This is a genomic window from Loktanella sp. DSM 29012 (assembly GCF_900110705.1).
Lineage (GTDB): Bacteria > Pseudomonadota > Alphaproteobacteria > Rhodobacterales > Rhodobacteraceae > Loktanella > Loktanella gaetbuli.
Window position 1 is genome coordinate 334,707 of sequence record NZ_FOEJ01000002.1, and the last position, 14,823, is coordinate 349,529.

Here is a 14,823-nt window from a genome sequence, read left to right on the forward strand (position 1 = left end):
GTCAGCCCCTCCCCTCGAAATCGATGCGCGGGTCGATCAGCACATAGGTCAGATCGGTCAGGATGCCGACGATCAGTCCCAGCAGCGAAAAGGCGAACAGCGTGCCGAACACCACCGGATAGTCACGCGCGACCGCAGCCTCGAATCCCAGACGGCCCAGACCGTCCAACGAAAACAGCGTCTCGATGATCAGCGAACCACCAAAGAACACACTGACAAACAGTGCTGGAAAACCTGAAATCACGATCAGCATGGCGTTGCGGAATACGTGTTTATACAGGATCTGGCGTTCGCCCAGCCCCTTGGCCTTGGCAGTGATGACGTATTGTTTCTTGATCTCGTCAAGAAAGCTGTTCTTGGTCAGCAGCGTCAGCGTCGCAAAGGACGAAATCGTCAGCGCCGTGACCGGCAGGATGATGTGCCACAGATAATCCAGCACCTTGCCGACCAGTGACAGCTCTTCGAAATTGTTGGAAGTCAGGCCACGCAGCGGGAAAATCTGGTAATAGCTGCCGCCCGCGAACAGCACGATCAGCAGGATCGCGAACAGAAAACCCGGGATCGCATAGCCGACGATGATCGCCGCAGAGGTCCAGGTGTCAAAGCGTGATCCATCGCGGATCGCCTTGCGGATGCCCAGCGGGATCGAAATCAGATAGGCAATCAGCGTGGACCACAAGCCCAACGTGATCGATACGGGCATTTTTTCCATCACCAGATCGAACACGCTGATGGACCGGAAATAGCTCTCTCCGAAATCCAGCCGCATGTAGTTCCACATCATGTTCAGGAACCGTTCCAGTGGCGGTTTGTCGAAACCAAATTCGGCCTCCAGTTCCGCGATGAAATCGGCGGGCAGACCGCGACCGCCGATATAATCGGAATCGCCGCCGCCCGTGATTTCGCCACCCCCGCCCGAAATGCCCTCGAACACGTCACCGCCGCCTTCCATGCGGGCGATGATCTGTTCGATCGGCCCGCCGGGGACAAACTGGATCAGGGCAAAGTTGATGATCATGATCCCCAACAACGTAGGAATCACCAGCAACAACCGTCTCAGGATATAGGCGCCCATCGTTACTGTGTATCGCCGCCGGCAGTGATGCCCAGCTCTGCCGCGCGATCAGCGTCGTACCACCAGAAATCAATCTCGCCCAAGGCATAGGGCGGCAGTTCGGCGGGGTGGTCGTAGATGTCGTAATAGGCGACGGTATGCACGGCCTTGAACCACTGCGGCACGTTGAACCGGATGGTGCGCAGCGCACGATCCAGCGCATGTGTGGCGGTCGTCATTTCCTCGGTCGTGGTGGCATTCACGACGGCGTCGATCAGGCGGTCGATCCCTTCGTTTTTCAGATACATCAGGTTGCGACTGCTATCCTCTGCGGTCTCGGACCCGAACCACTGATACAGCACCTGACCGGGTTCCAGACCCATCTGAATGCTATGGGTCAGCATGTCCCAGTCACCCGACCGGCGGCGTTCGGTTTCCTGTGCTGGATCCACGCGGTCCAGCACCGCATCGATGCCGAGGCGCGTCAGGTTCTGCACATAGGGGTTGATGATGCGGTCCCAGCTGGGGCTGGATTCAAGGAATTCGACGCGCAGCACTTCGCCCTCCTTACGGCGCATGCCGTCATCACCGGCAATCCAGCCTGCCTCGTCCAACAGGGCCGAGGCCCGGCGCAGATTGCCGCGATCCAGCTGGTTGCTGGTCGACACAGGCGGCATCACGACCTCATCCGTCAGGATGCTGGCGTCGAACAATCCCTCATCCACCAGTGGTTGCAGCAGCGCCAGTTCACCTTCGGACGGTGTGCCCGTGGCGGCCAGTTCGGAATTCGACCAGAATCCGGTGACCCGATCATACAGGCCATAGAACAGTGTTTCGTTCGACCATTCGAAATTGAACATCAGGCCCAGCGCCTCGCGCACACGGGGGTCCTGAAATTTCTCGCGACGCAGGTTGAAAATGAACGACTGCGCGGACGCGAGGTTGCCGTCCGGCAATTCCGTCTTGATCACCGCGCCGTCCTGAACGGCGGGGAAATCATAGGCCGTCGCCCATTGCAGCGATGAAAACTCGTTGCGGAACCGGTAGATGCCGGCCTTGAACCCCTCGAGCGCGGCGGACCCGTCAGCAAAATATTCCAACCTGATGCTGTCGAAATTGTTGCGCCCCACATTCAGCGGCAGATCCGCGCCCCAGAAATTCGGGTTGCGCACATAGGTCAGATCGCGGCCATAGTCGAACGACCCCAACATATAGGCCCCGGTCCCCATCGGCGGGGTGTCCCATGATTCGTCCAGACGGCGGTCCGACGCTTCCCATTCTGCCTTGGAAAACGGGGAAAAGATCGACGCAAGGCCCACGCGCGCGCGCAGCGGTGCCTGATCGGTGAACGTGTATTTGAACCGGTAGGTGTCCAGCACCTCGAAATCGGAAATCTGATCGTTCACGACGGCCAGAAATTCCGGCAGTCCCTGTTCCATGAACAGATTGTAGGTGAATTCCATATCCGCCGCAGTCATCGGGCTGCCGTCGGAAAAGGTGACATCCTCGCGCAGGTTGATGATGACGTAGGACAGATCCTCGGGGTATTCGATGGTGGTGCACAGATAGCAGTACAGCGTCGTCGGATCATCCGCCGTAGCGATCATGATATCCTCGAACGGGGTGGTGGACAGGGCCGCCGCATTGCCCAGCCGCGTGAACAGGTTGAAGCTGTCAAAGGTGCCCAGCACGCTTTGCGACATTTCCCCGCCCTTGGGGGCGTCGGGATTCACATAGTCCAGATGCGTCATGTCGGGACCGTATTTCACGTCGCCGAAATACGAATAGGCGTGCGTTTCGATCAATGCCTCGTCCTGCGCCACGGCTTGGTCGGCCCAAAGTGCGGCCCCGAACAACAACGTGCTGCCCAGCAGTGCGTGACGGGTGCGGTTGACGATACGGGGGCGGCAAATGGCTTGGGGCATTGGACTCTCCGTTGCGTGGGTCGCGACACGGTAACGCCCCGGCTGGGCCAGCATCAAGTTGAGAATATGTTATCTGACGACAAGGTCATGTCGGCGCACAAAAAAACCGCGCCCCGAGGGGCGCGGCTGTGACCATTGGGCGCGGCCTGCCTCAGCTGCCGGGGTTCGACGCCAGATAGGCGATCAGGTTCGCGCGGTCGGCAGGGTCCGGCAGACCCCGGTATCCCATTGCGGTTCCCGGTGCCCAACCCTGCGGGTCCTCGAGAAACGCATAAAGGTTTTCCGGCGTCCAGACATCGGCGGCCTCTTCAAGAGCACCGGAATAGTTGTATCCCGCCACCGCGTCGATATCACGACCAACCACATCGTACAGGTGCGGGCCTACGCCATTTTCGCCTTCGGCCAGTGCATGACAGGACCGGCAGTTGCGGAACACACCTTCGCCTGCGGAGGCATCTGCTACAGCGAACGCTTCTTCAAACGTGACTTCGACAACTTCTTCGACGGGGCCGGTATCAGCCTCGGGCACCTCGACCAGATAGCCCTGTGCATGATCCTCGTCATGGCTGCCAGCGCCCACATAGATCAGTTCGGCGGCCCATCCGCCCAGCATGAACACCAAAAGTGTGCCGCACAGTCCGCCAAGGACCTTGGTCATCGTCATTGTGTCGAACATGTCGCGTTCTACCTCGCATTAAATCTTTGCCGCCGTGTAGCCGTTTTCACCCGTCCAGTGCAAGGTATAGTGGCGCGTCGAAACGCCCCAAACCGCAGGCAAGGGGCCAGGCACAGCCATTTATCCGGGAAAGACCACAGCATGAGCGGACATATCGCGTTTCAGGGTGAACTGGGTGCCTACGGCCATCAGGCCTGCGTCGAGGCGCAACCGGATTTCACCCCCCTGCCCTGCGATACCTTTGACGACACACTGGCGGCGGTGCGCGACGGGCGCGCCGATCTGGGCATGATCGCCATCGAAAATTCGACCTACGGTCGGGTGGCCGACGTGCATTCCCTCTTGCCGGAAAGCGGTCTGCATATTGTCGGCGAAACGTTCGTGCGGGTGCACGTCAACCTGCTGGGCGTGCCGGGCGCATCGCTGGCAGACGTGCGCGAGGCCTATGGCCATGTGGTCATCCTGCCGCAATGCGCGACATTTTTGCGCGACCACGCCATCCGCGGCGTGGTCAGTTCCGACAATGCCCGCGCAGCACGCGAGGTTGCGGCGGCAGGTGACCCCAGCCGTGCGGCGCTGGCATCCGAACTGGCCGCCGACATCTACGGACTGGACGTGCTTGCCGCACATATCGAGGACCACGCCCGCAACACCACGCGGTTCGTCGTCATGGCGCGAGATCCCGACCACAGCCGACGCGGCGACGGCAAGATGGTCACGTCATTCGTGTTCCGGGTCCGCAATATCCCAGCCGCGCTCTATAAGGCGATGGGTGGTTTCGCGACCAATGGCGTCAACATGACCAAACTCGAAAGCTACATGGTCGGCGGCACGTTCCGCGCCACCCAGTTCTATGCGGAAATCGAAGGTCACCCCGAGGACCCGAACGTCCGGTTGGCGCTGGATGAGCTGGACTATTTCACCAATCATTTGCGCATCATGGGCGTGTTTCCCGCCGCCCCCCGCAGGTTCGAACAGCGCTGATCAGCTGCGTGTCGGTTTTTCGCGGTTTTCGATGCTGGCTGCGAAATCGGCCACACGTTTCTTGAACCGGTTGGTCAGGTTCGATTTCGCCAGTTTCAGCGATTGCAGCAGCAGGCGCGCGGACAGTGTCTTGGCCGACAGATCAATGGCCATCGACATCCGCGTCTTGTTTTGTGACAGCGGCAGCAGTTCGATCGTCGACACGCCGTTCAGACCGTTGGCAACCAGCGTCAGTTCCAGCAGGTTGGGTTTTTCCATCCGGGCGACCGTCGCCGTGATCGTGCGCGCCCGTCCACGATAACTGAACGCCACATCCCAGACGCTGCCGACCCCGGCAATCCCGTCGGGGTCCGTGCGACGCACCTCGGCACCACGACGGATCATCTGACGCTCAAAGGTGTCGAAATCCGTGACCCGAGCAAACACGACGTCGATCGGAGCCTCAATGTCCTCGCGCGCGCTGAATTTCATGCTTCAACCTTTAATCTTCGCGGGCGCAAGATACGCCTGTCACATCAGTCAAGTGTGTCAGATAACCAGTTTTCTAACAGAAAGTGAGCTATTGCGCCGGGCCGTGCGGGTTTGATGTCGTGGTGTTGCCCCGCGAATACATCGGCCATTTCCTCACGCGTGACCCAGCGGGCATCCTCGATCTCGGCGGGATCGATGGTGATCGCCGTGCTGGTCGCCTCGCCCCGCATCCCGCACATCAGCGACGCTGGAAACGCCCAGGGCTGGCTGGCCAGATAGCTGACCGCGCCAACGGCAACGCCGGCCTCTTCGAACACCTCACGGCGCACGGCGGCCTCCAGCGTCTCACCGGGTTCGACAAACCCCGCGAGCAAGGAATACATGCCTTCGGGCCAACCGGGGGACCGACCGACGAGCACGGAATTCTGATGCGTGATCAACATGATGACCACTGGATCGGTGCGCGGAAAATGATGCCGCCCACAAGCGGCACAATCGCGCTGCCACCCCGCCTGTGTCGCAACACTTGCCGCGCCGCAATTGGCGCAAAACCCGTGAATCGCGTGCCAATGAAACAGGGAACGCGCCGTCGCCGCCAGTTCGGCATCCTCTCGCGACAGCCGCGTCATGGCGCTGCGCAGCTCGACAAAGGTTGCCTGCGGCACGGCCGGATGTGCCTGCTCGGTCTGGTCCGAAAAGCTGTCCAGATGGGCCACGTCAGGACCCGCGGGCGTCCAGTCGGACAGATCAGCCGCAAAAATCGCACGTCCTCCGCTGCGCGCCAAAAGAAGGCGCATGTCGCGCGCATCCGAAAGCGCCGGATGATCGTGGCGCAGCCGCACCAGCGCATCCCCCGTGACCAAGGGTTTGCCGCGCCAGAGCGCGATCACATCCGAATCAGCGATGTGGGCGGCAGAATCGGCGCGCCAGTCAGCCGCGCGATCCAGATTGGCACCTGCAAAGGTGACGGTTTCTGCAATTTTCATAGGCAGCTCCATGGCACGCTGGCTAACAAAGCTCAATATTTGCAATCTTTGTTTACAAACCTTTCAGCGCGATCCTCTTAGGGTTGCAAAACACCCGGTGATCGTTCGATTTAAAGCTATGACAACTGCACCACCGATCATTGTCTCCGCGCCCTTGCGGATCTTGCAGACGACCGATCTGCACATGTCATTCACCGGCTACAATTATTTCGGTACGCAACATGCGACGCCATCGGGGTTGTTTGGCCTCGCGTCGCTGATTGCACAGGCCAGACGCGCGGCCAGCGCCTCTATTCTGGTGGATTGCGGTGACTTTTTGCATGGCACGCCGCTTGCCGATGAAATCGCGCAGCGCGATCTGCAGCCGCATCCCATCGCGGCAGCGTTCCAGATGCTGGACTACGATGCCATCACGCTGGGGAACCACGATTTCGAATTCGGCCTGTCCTACCTTGCCGCAGCCCTCAGACCCTGTGCAGACCGCGTCGTGGCAAGCAATCTGCGTAAGGCTCCGATCGAGAACCTTGCGAACCGTTGGAAGATCATCACCCGCGACCTGATGTGTTCGGACGGCGTGTCGCGCCCGATCCGGATTGGCCTGCTCGGCTTTGCACCGCCACAGATCACGGACTGGAGCGCGGACAAACTGGACAATGCACTCGAGATTGACGACGCCGTTTCCGCCGCACGGACCTATCTGCCGCAGCTGCAAAGGGCGGGTGCCGATATTGTCATTGCCCTGTGTCACGGCGGCCCGTCAGCGGATGGCCAGGCCTACAGGTCGGAAAATCCGGCGGCGGCCCTTGCGGCCTTGCCCGGTATCGACGTGGTGCTGATGGGACATCTGCATCGCAGTTTCCCGGGACCGGACTTTGGACAATTTCCACAGGTGGATATTGTCAGCGGCACGATACACGGCAAACCCGCGATGATGCCCGGTCCACACGGCGAACATCTGGGGCAGCTGGATCTGATGGTTGTACTGGATGCGCAAGGCCGCTGGCACCCGGCCCGGCATCATATCCAGTTGCTCCGACCCGGTCCTGCCCAGGTGTCCGGGCCCGGCGATCTGTCCGCGCGTCTGTCACCGGTCATCGCTCCGGCCCATCGTGCGACGGTGGCGCGACTGTCGGAGACGGTTGGTCGATCACCCGTTGCGATGCACAGCTATTTCGCAACAATCGGGCTGGACGGCACCGCCGATCTGCTGGCGCGCGTGCAGGCCGACGTCGTGCGCGCAGGTTTGTACGGCACCGATCTCGCCACACTTCCGATCCTGTCCAGCACCGCATCTTTTGCCGCAGGCGGACATGCTGGTGCGCAGAACTTTGTCGATATCCCCAAGGGTCCGCTGCGACTGCGCGATTGCACGGCGATCGCGCCGTTCGACAATCGCATTTGCGCCGTCTTGCGGCGGGGCTGGCAAATCCGGGACTGGCTGGAACGCAGTGCGACCTATTTCAACCAACTGGTCCCGCAGAAGACCGGGCAACCCTTGTTGTCAGGCCGCACTGCATCCTACCATTTCGACACCATTCATGGCCTCGACTATGTCATCGACCTGTCGGCGAAACCGATTGTGGCAGGCAGCATGGCCCAGTCCGCGCCCCGCATCCGCGACATCCGGCTGGGTCAGACGCTGCTGAATGATGATGCGCTGGTGATCGTCGCAACCAGCGCCTACCGGGCGCGCGGCGGCGGCTCTCTTGTTCGGGCAGAGGAGTCCGACATCGTCTATACATCGCAGATCGGGTTGCGCAGCGCCCTGCAGGATGCGCTGTCGTCAGGGCGGATCACCCCGCGCGAGGCGCAACCTGTCTGGCGTTTTGCCCACCTTGCGGGTACCAGTGCCTGCTTTGTGTCGGCCATGGCCGCACAGGATCACCTGGCGGGTGTGCCGCATGTGACCGCAGGCAATCCACTGGATGACGGGTTCATGCAATTTCATCTGCGGTTGTAGGCCGGGCCGGGTTGCACTGATTTTCGCAGCCCCCTATATATAGGGCGAGAGGTTGGCGCGGGCGAGTGCTTCGCCAACCTGGTCAGGACCGGAAGGTAGCAGCCACAACGAATACCGCTTGGGTCGTTGTCAACCTCTCACCCCCACTCATGACCCCCAGCGGGACGAGGGATTACGATCTGCCAGACCGCGCCCGCCTTAGCCCGACCATCGTGACCGGAACACCGCATGGCTGAGCCGCTGACGCTGTTGCAGATGGGCTGGACGGACCATTTCGCGGACCAGACCGCGGACCGCGACGGGACACCCGCACGCATCAGTTCCGTCCATCGCAAACGTGTCGCCGGCCTGACGGTGGATGGACCCGTTGACCTGACACTGGATCCCGGACAATCCACCGCCACGATGGCCGTCGGTGACTGGGTTCTGTGCAACCCTGACGCCGCCCGCGTCCTGTACCGGCTGGACCGTCACACGACCTTACAACGCGGCAAGGAATACGCCACCGGCGAACGCCAGTTGATCGCGGCGAACCTCGACACGTTGTTCATCACGACATCCTGCAATGCCGATTTCAATGTGGCACGTCTGGAACGCTACCTCGCACTTGCCCATGACGCAGGGATTGCGCCAGTGATCCTGCTGACAAAATCCGATCAGGCGGATGATGCCGCAGCCTACGTAGCCGAGGCGCAGGCGCTGGGGGCGGATCTGCCTGTCGTCGCCTTGAACGCCAAGGGTGCGGATGTGGCGCAGATCCTGTCGCCCTGGTGCGCCGTGGGACAGACCGTCGCCATGGCCGGATCCTCCGGTGTTGGCAAAACCACCATCGCCAACGCGTTGACCGGCAACACCGCCGCGACGCAAGACATCCGCGAGGACGACGCGCGCGGCCGCCACACGACTACCGGTCGCAGCCTGCACCGCCTGCCGCAGGGCGGCTGGTTGATCGACACGCCGGGTATGCGGGGGCTTGGCGTGGCGGATGTGTCATTCGGGATCGACGCGACCTTTCCCGAAATCAGCAGCCTGACCGACGATTGCCGTTTCCGCGATTGCAAACACGAAAACGAACCCGGTTGCGCGGTGCTGGCCGCTGTGGACGCAGGTCGCGTGACCGCCGACAGGCTGGCGCGTTATCGCAAATTGCGGCGCGAGGACGAGATCGCGACCGAAACCACCGCCGAGGCACATGCCCGCAAACGCCGTTTTTCCAAAACCGTCAATGCCGCGGTCAAGGGCAAGAAACGGGGCCGCCGGTAGCCCAGCGCATCTGCGCGTCGGTTTCCACAGCACAGGGCCTGACCTGTCGCAGGCGCGACAGAGCCAGGTCGGCCGGTTCGCCTGCTTCGATCATCAGGCGTAGAACCACCATCCCCGACCGCCCACATCCGCCAAAGCAATGCACCAGGACGCGCCCCCCTTGCCCCAGATCGGCGCGTGCCATGGCCGCGACTGACGGCCAGCGGGCCAGAACATCAGCCCCCGGCACACCAAAGTCAGAGATTGGCAGATGGTCCCACGCGATCCCCACCGCGGCCAGATCAGACCCAAGTGACCCGGCACCCTTGCGGTCCAGCTCTGCCTGCGTGGTCATGCTGATGACGCGACTGGGTCCCCATGTCATCAGGCGGTCCCAATCGGTTGCATAATGCCGCGTGCGGCCCGGAATCGGAGAAATGGCGAGCGTGCCGCCGCCACACTCCAGCGCATGTGGTATGAATTCCATCACGGTCGCCTCATCCTTCGCTGCCACGACACAATCCTAATGCCATCACCACCTCAGGCAAAAGCAACCGATTGACCCCCTATGGCTCATGTCGTCCATCGGTTGCTCTGTCACCGTCGGGCGCATAGGTTGGCGGCAGCATCCAGCGAAAAGAGCATCATGTCAGACCAACCCGCCTATCAGGTTCTCGCCCGCAAATACCGGCCCGAGACCTTCGCCGACCTCGTGGGACAGGACGCGATGGTGCGCACGCTGAAAAATGCCTTTGATGCCGACCGCATCGCACAGGCGTTCATCATGACAGGGATCAGGGGCACCGGCAAAACCACCACCGCCCGGATCATCGCCAAGGGGATGAACTGCATCGGCCCGGACGGCAACGGCGGGCCCACCACGGAACCCTGCGGCGTGTGCGAACATTGCACAGCGATCATGCAGGGCCGGCACGTGGACGTGATCGAGATGGACGCCGCGTCCAACACGGGTGTGCAGAACATCCGTGACGCGATTATCGAAACAGTCAGCTACCGCGCCGTGTCTGCACGCTACAAGATCTTCATCATCGACGAAGTGCACATGCTGTCGAAAAGCGCATTCAACGCGCTGCTCAAAACGCTCGAAGAACCCCCCGCGCACGTCAAATTCATCTTTGCCACCACGGAAATCAGACAGGTCCCCGTGACCGTGCTGTCGCGCTGTCAGCGGTTCGACCTGCGCCGGATCGAACCCGAGGTGATGATCGGCCTGCTCAAACGTATTGCCACCTCCGAAGGTGCCGAAATCGCGGATGACGCGCTGGCGCTGATTACCCGCGCCGCCGAAGGGTCCGCACGCGATGCAACCTCGCTTCTGGATCAGGCGATCAGTCACGGCGCAGGCGAAACCACCGCCGATCAGGTCCGCGCCATGCTGGGTCTGGCCGACCGGGGCCGCGTGCTCGATCTGTTCGACATGATCCTGCACGGCCATGCTGCCGAGGCGATGCTGGAACTATCCAACCAATACGCCGAAGGGGCAGACCCCATGGCAATCCTGCGCGATCTGGCAGAGGTCACGCATTGGGTCAGCGTCATCAAGATCACGCCAGAGGCTGCAGAGGACCCCACCGTCGGCCCCGACGAACGCACCCGCGGGCTGGCCATGGCCGAGGCGCTGCCGATGCGCGTACTGTCACGCATGTGGCAGATGCTGCTCAAGGCACTCGAAGAGGTGGCCCATAGCCCCAATGCGATGATGGCCGCCGAAATGGCCGTGATCCGGCTAACCCATGTTGCCGATCTGCCCACCCCAGAGGATCTGGTCAAGAAACTCAAGGATGCGACACCGCCCCCCAGTGGTCCCGGCGGCGGCGCACCGCGCCCCGCGCCCGCCGGTGGTGGCACCGCGCAGGCGGTATCGCGCACCCCGGCCCCGACACACAGCGGACCGACCGGCCCATCGGCCAGTGCGGCACCGCAGCTGGCCACGGACGCGCTGGCGCACTACGCCCGTTTCGAGGATGTGGTCGATCTGATCCGCCACCACCGCGACGTCAAACTGCTGGTCGAGGTCGAAACCGGCCTGCGTCTGGTGGCCTACCAGCCCGGCCGCATCGAGGTGAACCCCACCGCCGACGCCGCAGCCGACCTGACCCAGCGTCTGGGTGCCAGGCTACAGGCCTGGACCGGCAACCGCTGGGCGGTCACCGTGACGAATGCCCCCGGTGCCCCCACCATCGCCGAACTGCGCGACGCCGAAGACAGCGCGCGCGAGCAAGAAGCCCGCGCGCATCCGCTGGTTCAGGCCGTCTTTGCAGCCTTTCCCAACGCCAAGATCGCAAACATCAAGACCGAGGCTGACAGGCTGGCCGATGCGGCTGGCGACATGCTGCCAGAGGTCGATGAAGAATGGGACCCCTTTGACGACGATTAAGACGCGGGCCAATCATCCGGCCCGATCCGGCCCAGGACGGTGAAACCATCGCCAGTCGGTGCAATGACATAGGCCACGCCCTGCGGTTCGGGATAGATCCCCGTCGCAGCCTCGAACGGATCGTCATGGCCCACGATCACCAGATTGCCGTCCTGCGGGATCTGCGAAATGGCTGCCGTGACATTGGCCGACATCATGTCCAGATCGGACTGTTTGTAATCCTCGGCCGGGGCGAAATTCAGTGCCGCATCCTGCCGGTAGTCGCCAAACGCCAGATCGGCCGTCTGCCATGCCCGGCAGTATTCGCTGCTGATAACTTCGCCCACGGGGATCTCCAGCCCGCTGATGGCGGAACCGATGGCCTTGGCCTGCTGCCAGCCCACTTCGCTCAGCACACGCTGTGTTGCGCAATCGCCCAGCTTTGCCGCGACCTGATCGGCATAATCGGTCTCGGTCATGGCATGCCGCAAATACAGGACGTGGCCGCCGGACTGCAACGCGTCGACCAGCTCGGGAACGCTGGCCGTCTCTTGCGCAAGGGCCTGTCCGCCGCACAGTGCAAGGCTCGCAATGGCCGGAATGAATGGGGTTTTGGATCGCAACATCAGATGATTCCTTATCCTGACTGATTTACTCAACCACTTAATCCTGATTCTTTTAGTCAAGTAAACCCCACTTGTTCGCTTCCGCGGCCCTGCCTATCGTCCACCTCACAATCGGGCGGCGCAAAGTGACACCACCGTCGCAGGCCTCGCGCCAGAAGGAGTGACAGACGTGCGATACCCAATGACCCTGCTGCTGGCATTTGCCCCGGGCCCCGCCTTGGCACAGGTCTGCGCGCAGATGCGTCCCGATTGGTCAGGCGGCCCGGTCAGCGCGATGACCGAGGCGATCTGGCTGTTCAGCACGGCACCGACCGTTGCCCTTCTGATCGCGACCGGGGCCGCGATCTGGTTTCGCAGCACCTGGGCCGGTGCCGCCGCCGTTGTGGCATGGTCAGGCTATATCTACCTGCTCAGCTCTGACGTGCAGATCCTGTCGCAAGCCCGCGCAGAAGGCTGTATCGGGCCACAAACCTTGTCGATCGGCATCGTCATTGCAATATGTGTCACGACAGTATTGATTACCGCGCCGCGCAAACCGCGGTCAGAATAAGGAAAAATCCAATGCTCAAAGGTTTAGGCGGACTTGGCGACATGGCCAAGATGATGAAATCCGCACAGGACATGCAGGCCAAGATGGCCCAGATGCAAGAAGACATGGAACATATCACCGTCGTGGGTGAATCCGGTGCCGGTCTGGTCAAGGCGACGGCCACCGCCAAGGGCGATCTGACGGGCCTCGACATCGATCCCAGCATCTTCAACGGTGACGAAAAGGAAATCGTCGAGGACCTGATCCTCGCCGCGATCAAGGACGCCCAGTCCCGCGCTGCAGACCGCACCCAGCAGGAAATGGCGAAAATCGCCGAAAGTCTTGGCCTGCCTGCGGGCATGAAACTGCCGTTCTAAGGCATGTCCGCCCGTATCATCTTGCCAAAAATACTCTCGCCGAAGGCCCGGCTTTCCGCATGGAAAGCCGGTACATGACCGACAGCCCGCAAGCCATCGACGACCTGATCGCGCTCATGGCGAAACTGCCGGGGCTGGGCCCCCGCTCGGCCCGCCGCGCGGTGCTGCATCTGGTCAAGAAACGCGCACATCTCTTGATTCCTCTGGCGGATGCGATGCAACAGGTGGGCGAAACCGTGCGCGAATGTGTCAACTGCGGGAATATCGCAACCGATGACATCTGCGGGATCTGTGCCTCCGAACGGCGCGCCATCGGCGAAATCTGCGTGGTCGAGGATGTATCCGATCTGTGGGCGATGGAACGCAGCAACCAGTTCAAGGGACGCTACCATGTTCTGGGTGGCACGCTGTCGGCACTCGATGCCGTGGGACCAGAAGATCTGCGCATCCCCCGCCTGCTGGACCGGATCAAGTCCGAAAACGTGACCGAGGTGATTCTGGCCTTGGGGGCCACCATCGACGGCCAGACCACGGCGCATTACATCGCTGATCAGTTGCCGGGCATCACGGTGACATCGCTGGCCCAGGGTGTACCGGTCGGTGGCGAACTGGACTATCTTGACGACGGCACGATCACTGCTGCCCTCAAGGCCCGCCGCGCGATCTGAGCCATCGGCCTTGCAGCGATGCAGCGCGCACGGTCGCATCGCGATAGGCATGCATTGCCCATGACTGTCCGAAAAGAAAAGGCCCCGGTCGAATGACCGGGGCCTTGTCAGGACGCGATGATGATCTGTCGATCAGTCTTCGTCGTCGTTTTCCGCATCGACGTTCTCCGGCAGCTTGAAGAAGCTGTCGGCGTCGCGCACGTCACGGGTATCGACGGGTTCTTCATCATCTTCGGGTGTCTCGGACAGGCTGAAGGTTTCCAGCCCAGCGATGGACGACGGCATCTTGGGTTCGGGTGCCATGCCAAGGCTGCTTTCGGTGCTGACCAGCTTGCGACGCTCGTCGTCGGTCATCGCACCGCCCTCGGCGGCCCTTTTTGCATTGGCCTTTTGCACGGCAGCGTCCAGTTCGGACTGCTTGCACAGGCCCAGTGCGACCGGATCGATCGGTTCGAGGTTGTTGATGTTCCAGTGGGTGCGTTCGCGGATCGCCTGGATCGTGGGCTTGGTCGTGCCCACCAGTTTGCTGATCTGGCCGTCCGACAGTTCGGGATGAAATTTCACCAGCCAATAGATCGATGCCGGGCGGTCCTGACGCTTGGACAGCGGCGTGTAACGCGGGCCGCGACGCTTTTCCTCGCCCACGGCGGCCTTGTAGAACTTCAGCTTCAGGGCGTGGGATGGATCGGCCATGCCCTTGTACAGTTCTTCCTGGGTCAGCTGGTTGTTGGCGACGGGATCGAATCCCTTGACGCCCGTGGCCACGTCGCCATCGGCGATGCCCTGCACTTCCAGCTCGTGCATGCCGCAGAAATCCGCGATCTGCTTGAAGGTCAGCGTGGTGTTGTCACACAGCCAGACGGCCGTCGCCTTGGCCATGATCGGTTTGTTGTCAGCCATCATGTCTCTCCTATTCTGGACAAGCCTTTCCCGCGCCCTTGAGGGGGC

At 61.7% G+C, this 14,823-nt stretch carries 15 protein-coding genes and 1 other RNA gene; 8 read left to right on the forward strand and 8 right to left on the reverse strand.

All coding sequences use genetic code 11. The features are described from left to right. Position 1: 1 nt before the first annotated feature. The 3 genes from BMX27_RS06335 to BMX27_RS06345 form a co-directional block, all read right to left on the reverse strand. On the reverse strand, positions 2-1,075 hold the full coding sequence (locus BMX27_RS06335; protein ID WP_090159029.1) for a microcin C ABC transporter permease YejB: 1,074 nt from the start codon (positions 1,073-1,075) through the stop codon (positions 2-4). 2 nt (positions 1,076-1,077) lie between these two features. Beyond that, the gene (locus tag BMX27_RS06340; RefSeq protein ID WP_090159030.1) at positions 1,078-2,979 is read right to left on the reverse strand and encodes an extracellular solute-binding protein; all 1,902 of its coding nucleotides are present in this window, start codon (positions 2,977-2,979) and stop codon (positions 1,078-1,080) included. A gap of 151 nt (positions 2,980-3,130) precedes the next feature. Beyond that, positions 3,131-3,655 carry a c-type cytochrome gene (locus tag BMX27_RS06345; protein WP_090159031.1) on the reverse strand — a complete coding sequence of 175 codons (525 nt, stop codon included), beginning with the start codon at positions 3,653-3,655 and terminating at the stop codon, positions 3,131-3,133. A gap of 141 nt (positions 3,656-3,796) precedes the next feature. Here BMX27_RS06345 and BMX27_RS06350 point away from each other — a divergent pair, with 141 nt between their 5' ends. After that, a complete protein-coding gene (locus BMX27_RS06350; protein ID WP_090159032.1) occupies positions 3,797-4,639 on the forward strand; it encodes a prephenate dehydratase in 843 nt (280 codons plus the stop codon). Here the strand turns inward: BMX27_RS06350 and BMX27_RS06355 are convergent, their stop codons facing one another. Both BMX27_RS06355 and nudC read right to left on the reverse strand, forming a co-directional pair. Next, positions 4,640-5,110 (reverse strand): SRPBCC family protein, encoded by a 471-nt coding sequence (locus BMX27_RS06355; protein WP_090159033.1) that lies wholly within the window; start codon positions 5,108-5,110, stop codon positions 4,640-4,642. 44 nt (positions 5,111-5,154) lie between these two features. Then, a complete protein-coding gene (gene nudC, locus BMX27_RS06360) occupies positions 5,155-6,096 on the reverse strand; it encodes an NAD(+) diphosphatase (RefSeq protein ID WP_090159209.1) in 942 nt (313 codons plus the stop codon). 118 nt (positions 6,097-6,214) lie between these two features. Here nudC and BMX27_RS06365 point away from each other — a divergent pair, with 118 nt between their 5' ends. From BMX27_RS06365 to rsgA, 3 genes are all read left to right on the forward strand, one after another. Next, positions 6,215-8,056, forward strand: coding sequence for a metallophosphoesterase (locus tag BMX27_RS06365; protein WP_177172669.1), 1,842 nt, complete (start codon positions 6,215-6,217; stop codon positions 8,054-8,056). 45 nt (positions 8,057-8,101) lie between these two features. Next, positions 8,102-8,199, forward strand: an RNA gene (gene ffs / locus BMX27_RS06370) — signal recognition particle sRNA small type. A gap of 85 nt (positions 8,200-8,284) precedes the next feature. Continuing rightward, positions 8,285-9,319, forward strand: coding sequence for a ribosome small subunit-dependent GTPase A (gene rsgA, locus BMX27_RS06375; RefSeq protein ID WP_090159035.1), 1,035 nt, complete (start codon positions 8,285-8,287; stop codon positions 9,317-9,319). Here the strand turns inward: rsgA and BMX27_RS06380 are convergent. Next, positions 9,291-9,812 carry a phosphatase domain-containing putative toxin gene (locus BMX27_RS06380; protein ID WP_371260095.1) on the reverse strand — a complete coding sequence of 174 codons (522 nt, stop codon included), beginning with the start codon at positions 9,810-9,812 and terminating at the stop codon, positions 9,291-9,293. The genes rsgA and BMX27_RS06380 overlap by 29 nt on opposite strands. A 54-nt stretch (positions 9,813-9,866) precedes the next feature. Here BMX27_RS06380 and BMX27_RS06385 point away from each other — a divergent pair, with 54 nt between their 5' ends. Further along, positions 9,867-11,696 (forward strand): DNA polymerase III subunit gamma/tau, encoded by a 1,830-nt coding sequence (locus BMX27_RS06385; protein ID WP_090159036.1) that lies wholly within the window; start codon positions 9,867-9,869, stop codon positions 11,694-11,696. Here BMX27_RS06385 and BMX27_RS06390 read toward each other — a convergent pair. Beyond that, positions 11,693-12,301, reverse strand: a complete 609-nt coding sequence (locus tag BMX27_RS06390) for a histidine phosphatase family protein (protein WP_090159037.1) — start codon at positions 12,299-12,301, stop codon at positions 11,693-11,695. The genes BMX27_RS06385 and BMX27_RS06390 overlap by 4 nt on opposite strands. Before the next feature lie 169 nt (positions 12,302-12,470). Here BMX27_RS06390 and BMX27_RS06395 point away from each other — a divergent pair, with 169 nt between their 5' ends. The 3 genes from BMX27_RS06395 (at position 12,471) to recR (ending at position 13,875) form a co-directional block, all read left to right on the forward strand. After that, entirely contained in the window at positions 12,471-12,851 is a 381-nt protein-coding gene (locus BMX27_RS06395; RefSeq protein WP_143056789.1) for a hypothetical protein, read from the forward strand. 11 nt (positions 12,852-12,862) lie between these two features. After that, complete coding sequence (locus BMX27_RS06400; RefSeq protein ID WP_090159039.1) at positions 12,863-13,207, forward strand: YbaB/EbfC family nucleoid-associated protein; 345 nt, start codon at positions 12,863-12,865, stop codon at positions 13,205-13,207. Between the two features lie 74 nt (positions 13,208-13,281). Further along, entirely contained in the window at positions 13,282-13,875 is a 594-nt protein-coding gene (recR, locus tag BMX27_RS06405; protein WP_090159211.1) for a recombination mediator RecR, read from the forward strand. A gap of 132 nt (positions 13,876-14,007) precedes the next feature. Here the strand turns inward: recR and BMX27_RS06410 are convergent, their stop codons facing one another. Next, entirely contained in the window at positions 14,008-14,775 is a 768-nt protein-coding gene (locus tag BMX27_RS06410) for a DUF1013 domain-containing protein (protein WP_090159212.1), read from the reverse strand. Positions 14,776-14,823 lie beyond the last annotated feature (48 nt).

Coding starts and splice junctions, on each gene's coding strand:
- BMX27_RS06335 (WP_090159029.1), bottom strand. CDS start 1,075: ATGGGCGCCTATATCCTGAGACGGTTGTTGCTGGTGATTCCTACGTTG.
- BMX27_RS06340 (WP_090159030.1), bottom strand. CDS start 2,979: ATGCCCCAAGCCATTTGCCGCCCCCGTATCGTCAACCGCACCCGTCAC.
- BMX27_RS06345 (WP_090159031.1), bottom strand. CDS start 3,655: ATGTTCGACACAATGACGATGACCAAGGTCCTTGGCGGACTGTGCGGC.
- BMX27_RS06350 (WP_090159032.1), top strand. CDS start 3,797: ATGAGCGGACATATCGCGTTTCAGGGTGAACTGGGTGCCTACGGCCAT.
- BMX27_RS06355 (WP_090159033.1), bottom strand. CDS start 5,110: ATGAAATTCAGCGCGCGCGAGGACATTGAGGCTCCGATCGACGTCGTG.
- nudC (WP_090159209.1), bottom strand. CDS start 6,096: ATGAAAATTGCAGAAACCGTCACCTTTGCAGGTGCCAATCTGGATCGC.
- BMX27_RS06365 (WP_177172669.1), top strand. CDS start 6,215: ATGACAACTGCACCACCGATCATTGTCTCCGCGCCCTTGCGGATCTTG.
- rsgA (WP_090159035.1), top strand. CDS start 8,285: ATGGCTGAGCCGCTGACGCTGTTGCAGATGGGCTGGACGGACCATTTC.
- BMX27_RS06385 (WP_090159036.1), top strand. CDS start 9,867: ATGGCTCATGTCGTCCATCGGTTGCTCTGTCACCGTCGGGCGCATAGG.
- BMX27_RS06390 (WP_090159037.1), bottom strand. CDS start 12,301: ATGTTGCGATCCAAAACCCCATTCATTCCGGCCATTGCGAGCCTTGCA.
- BMX27_RS06400 (WP_090159039.1), top strand. CDS start 12,863: ATGCTCAAAGGTTTAGGCGGACTTGGCGACATGGCCAAGATGATGAAA.
- recR (WP_090159211.1), top strand. CDS start 13,282: ATGACCGACAGCCCGCAAGCCATCGACGACCTGATCGCGCTCATGGCG.
- BMX27_RS06410 (WP_090159212.1), bottom strand. CDS start 14,775: ATGGCTGACAACAAACCGATCATGGCCAAGGCGACGGCCGTCTGGCTG.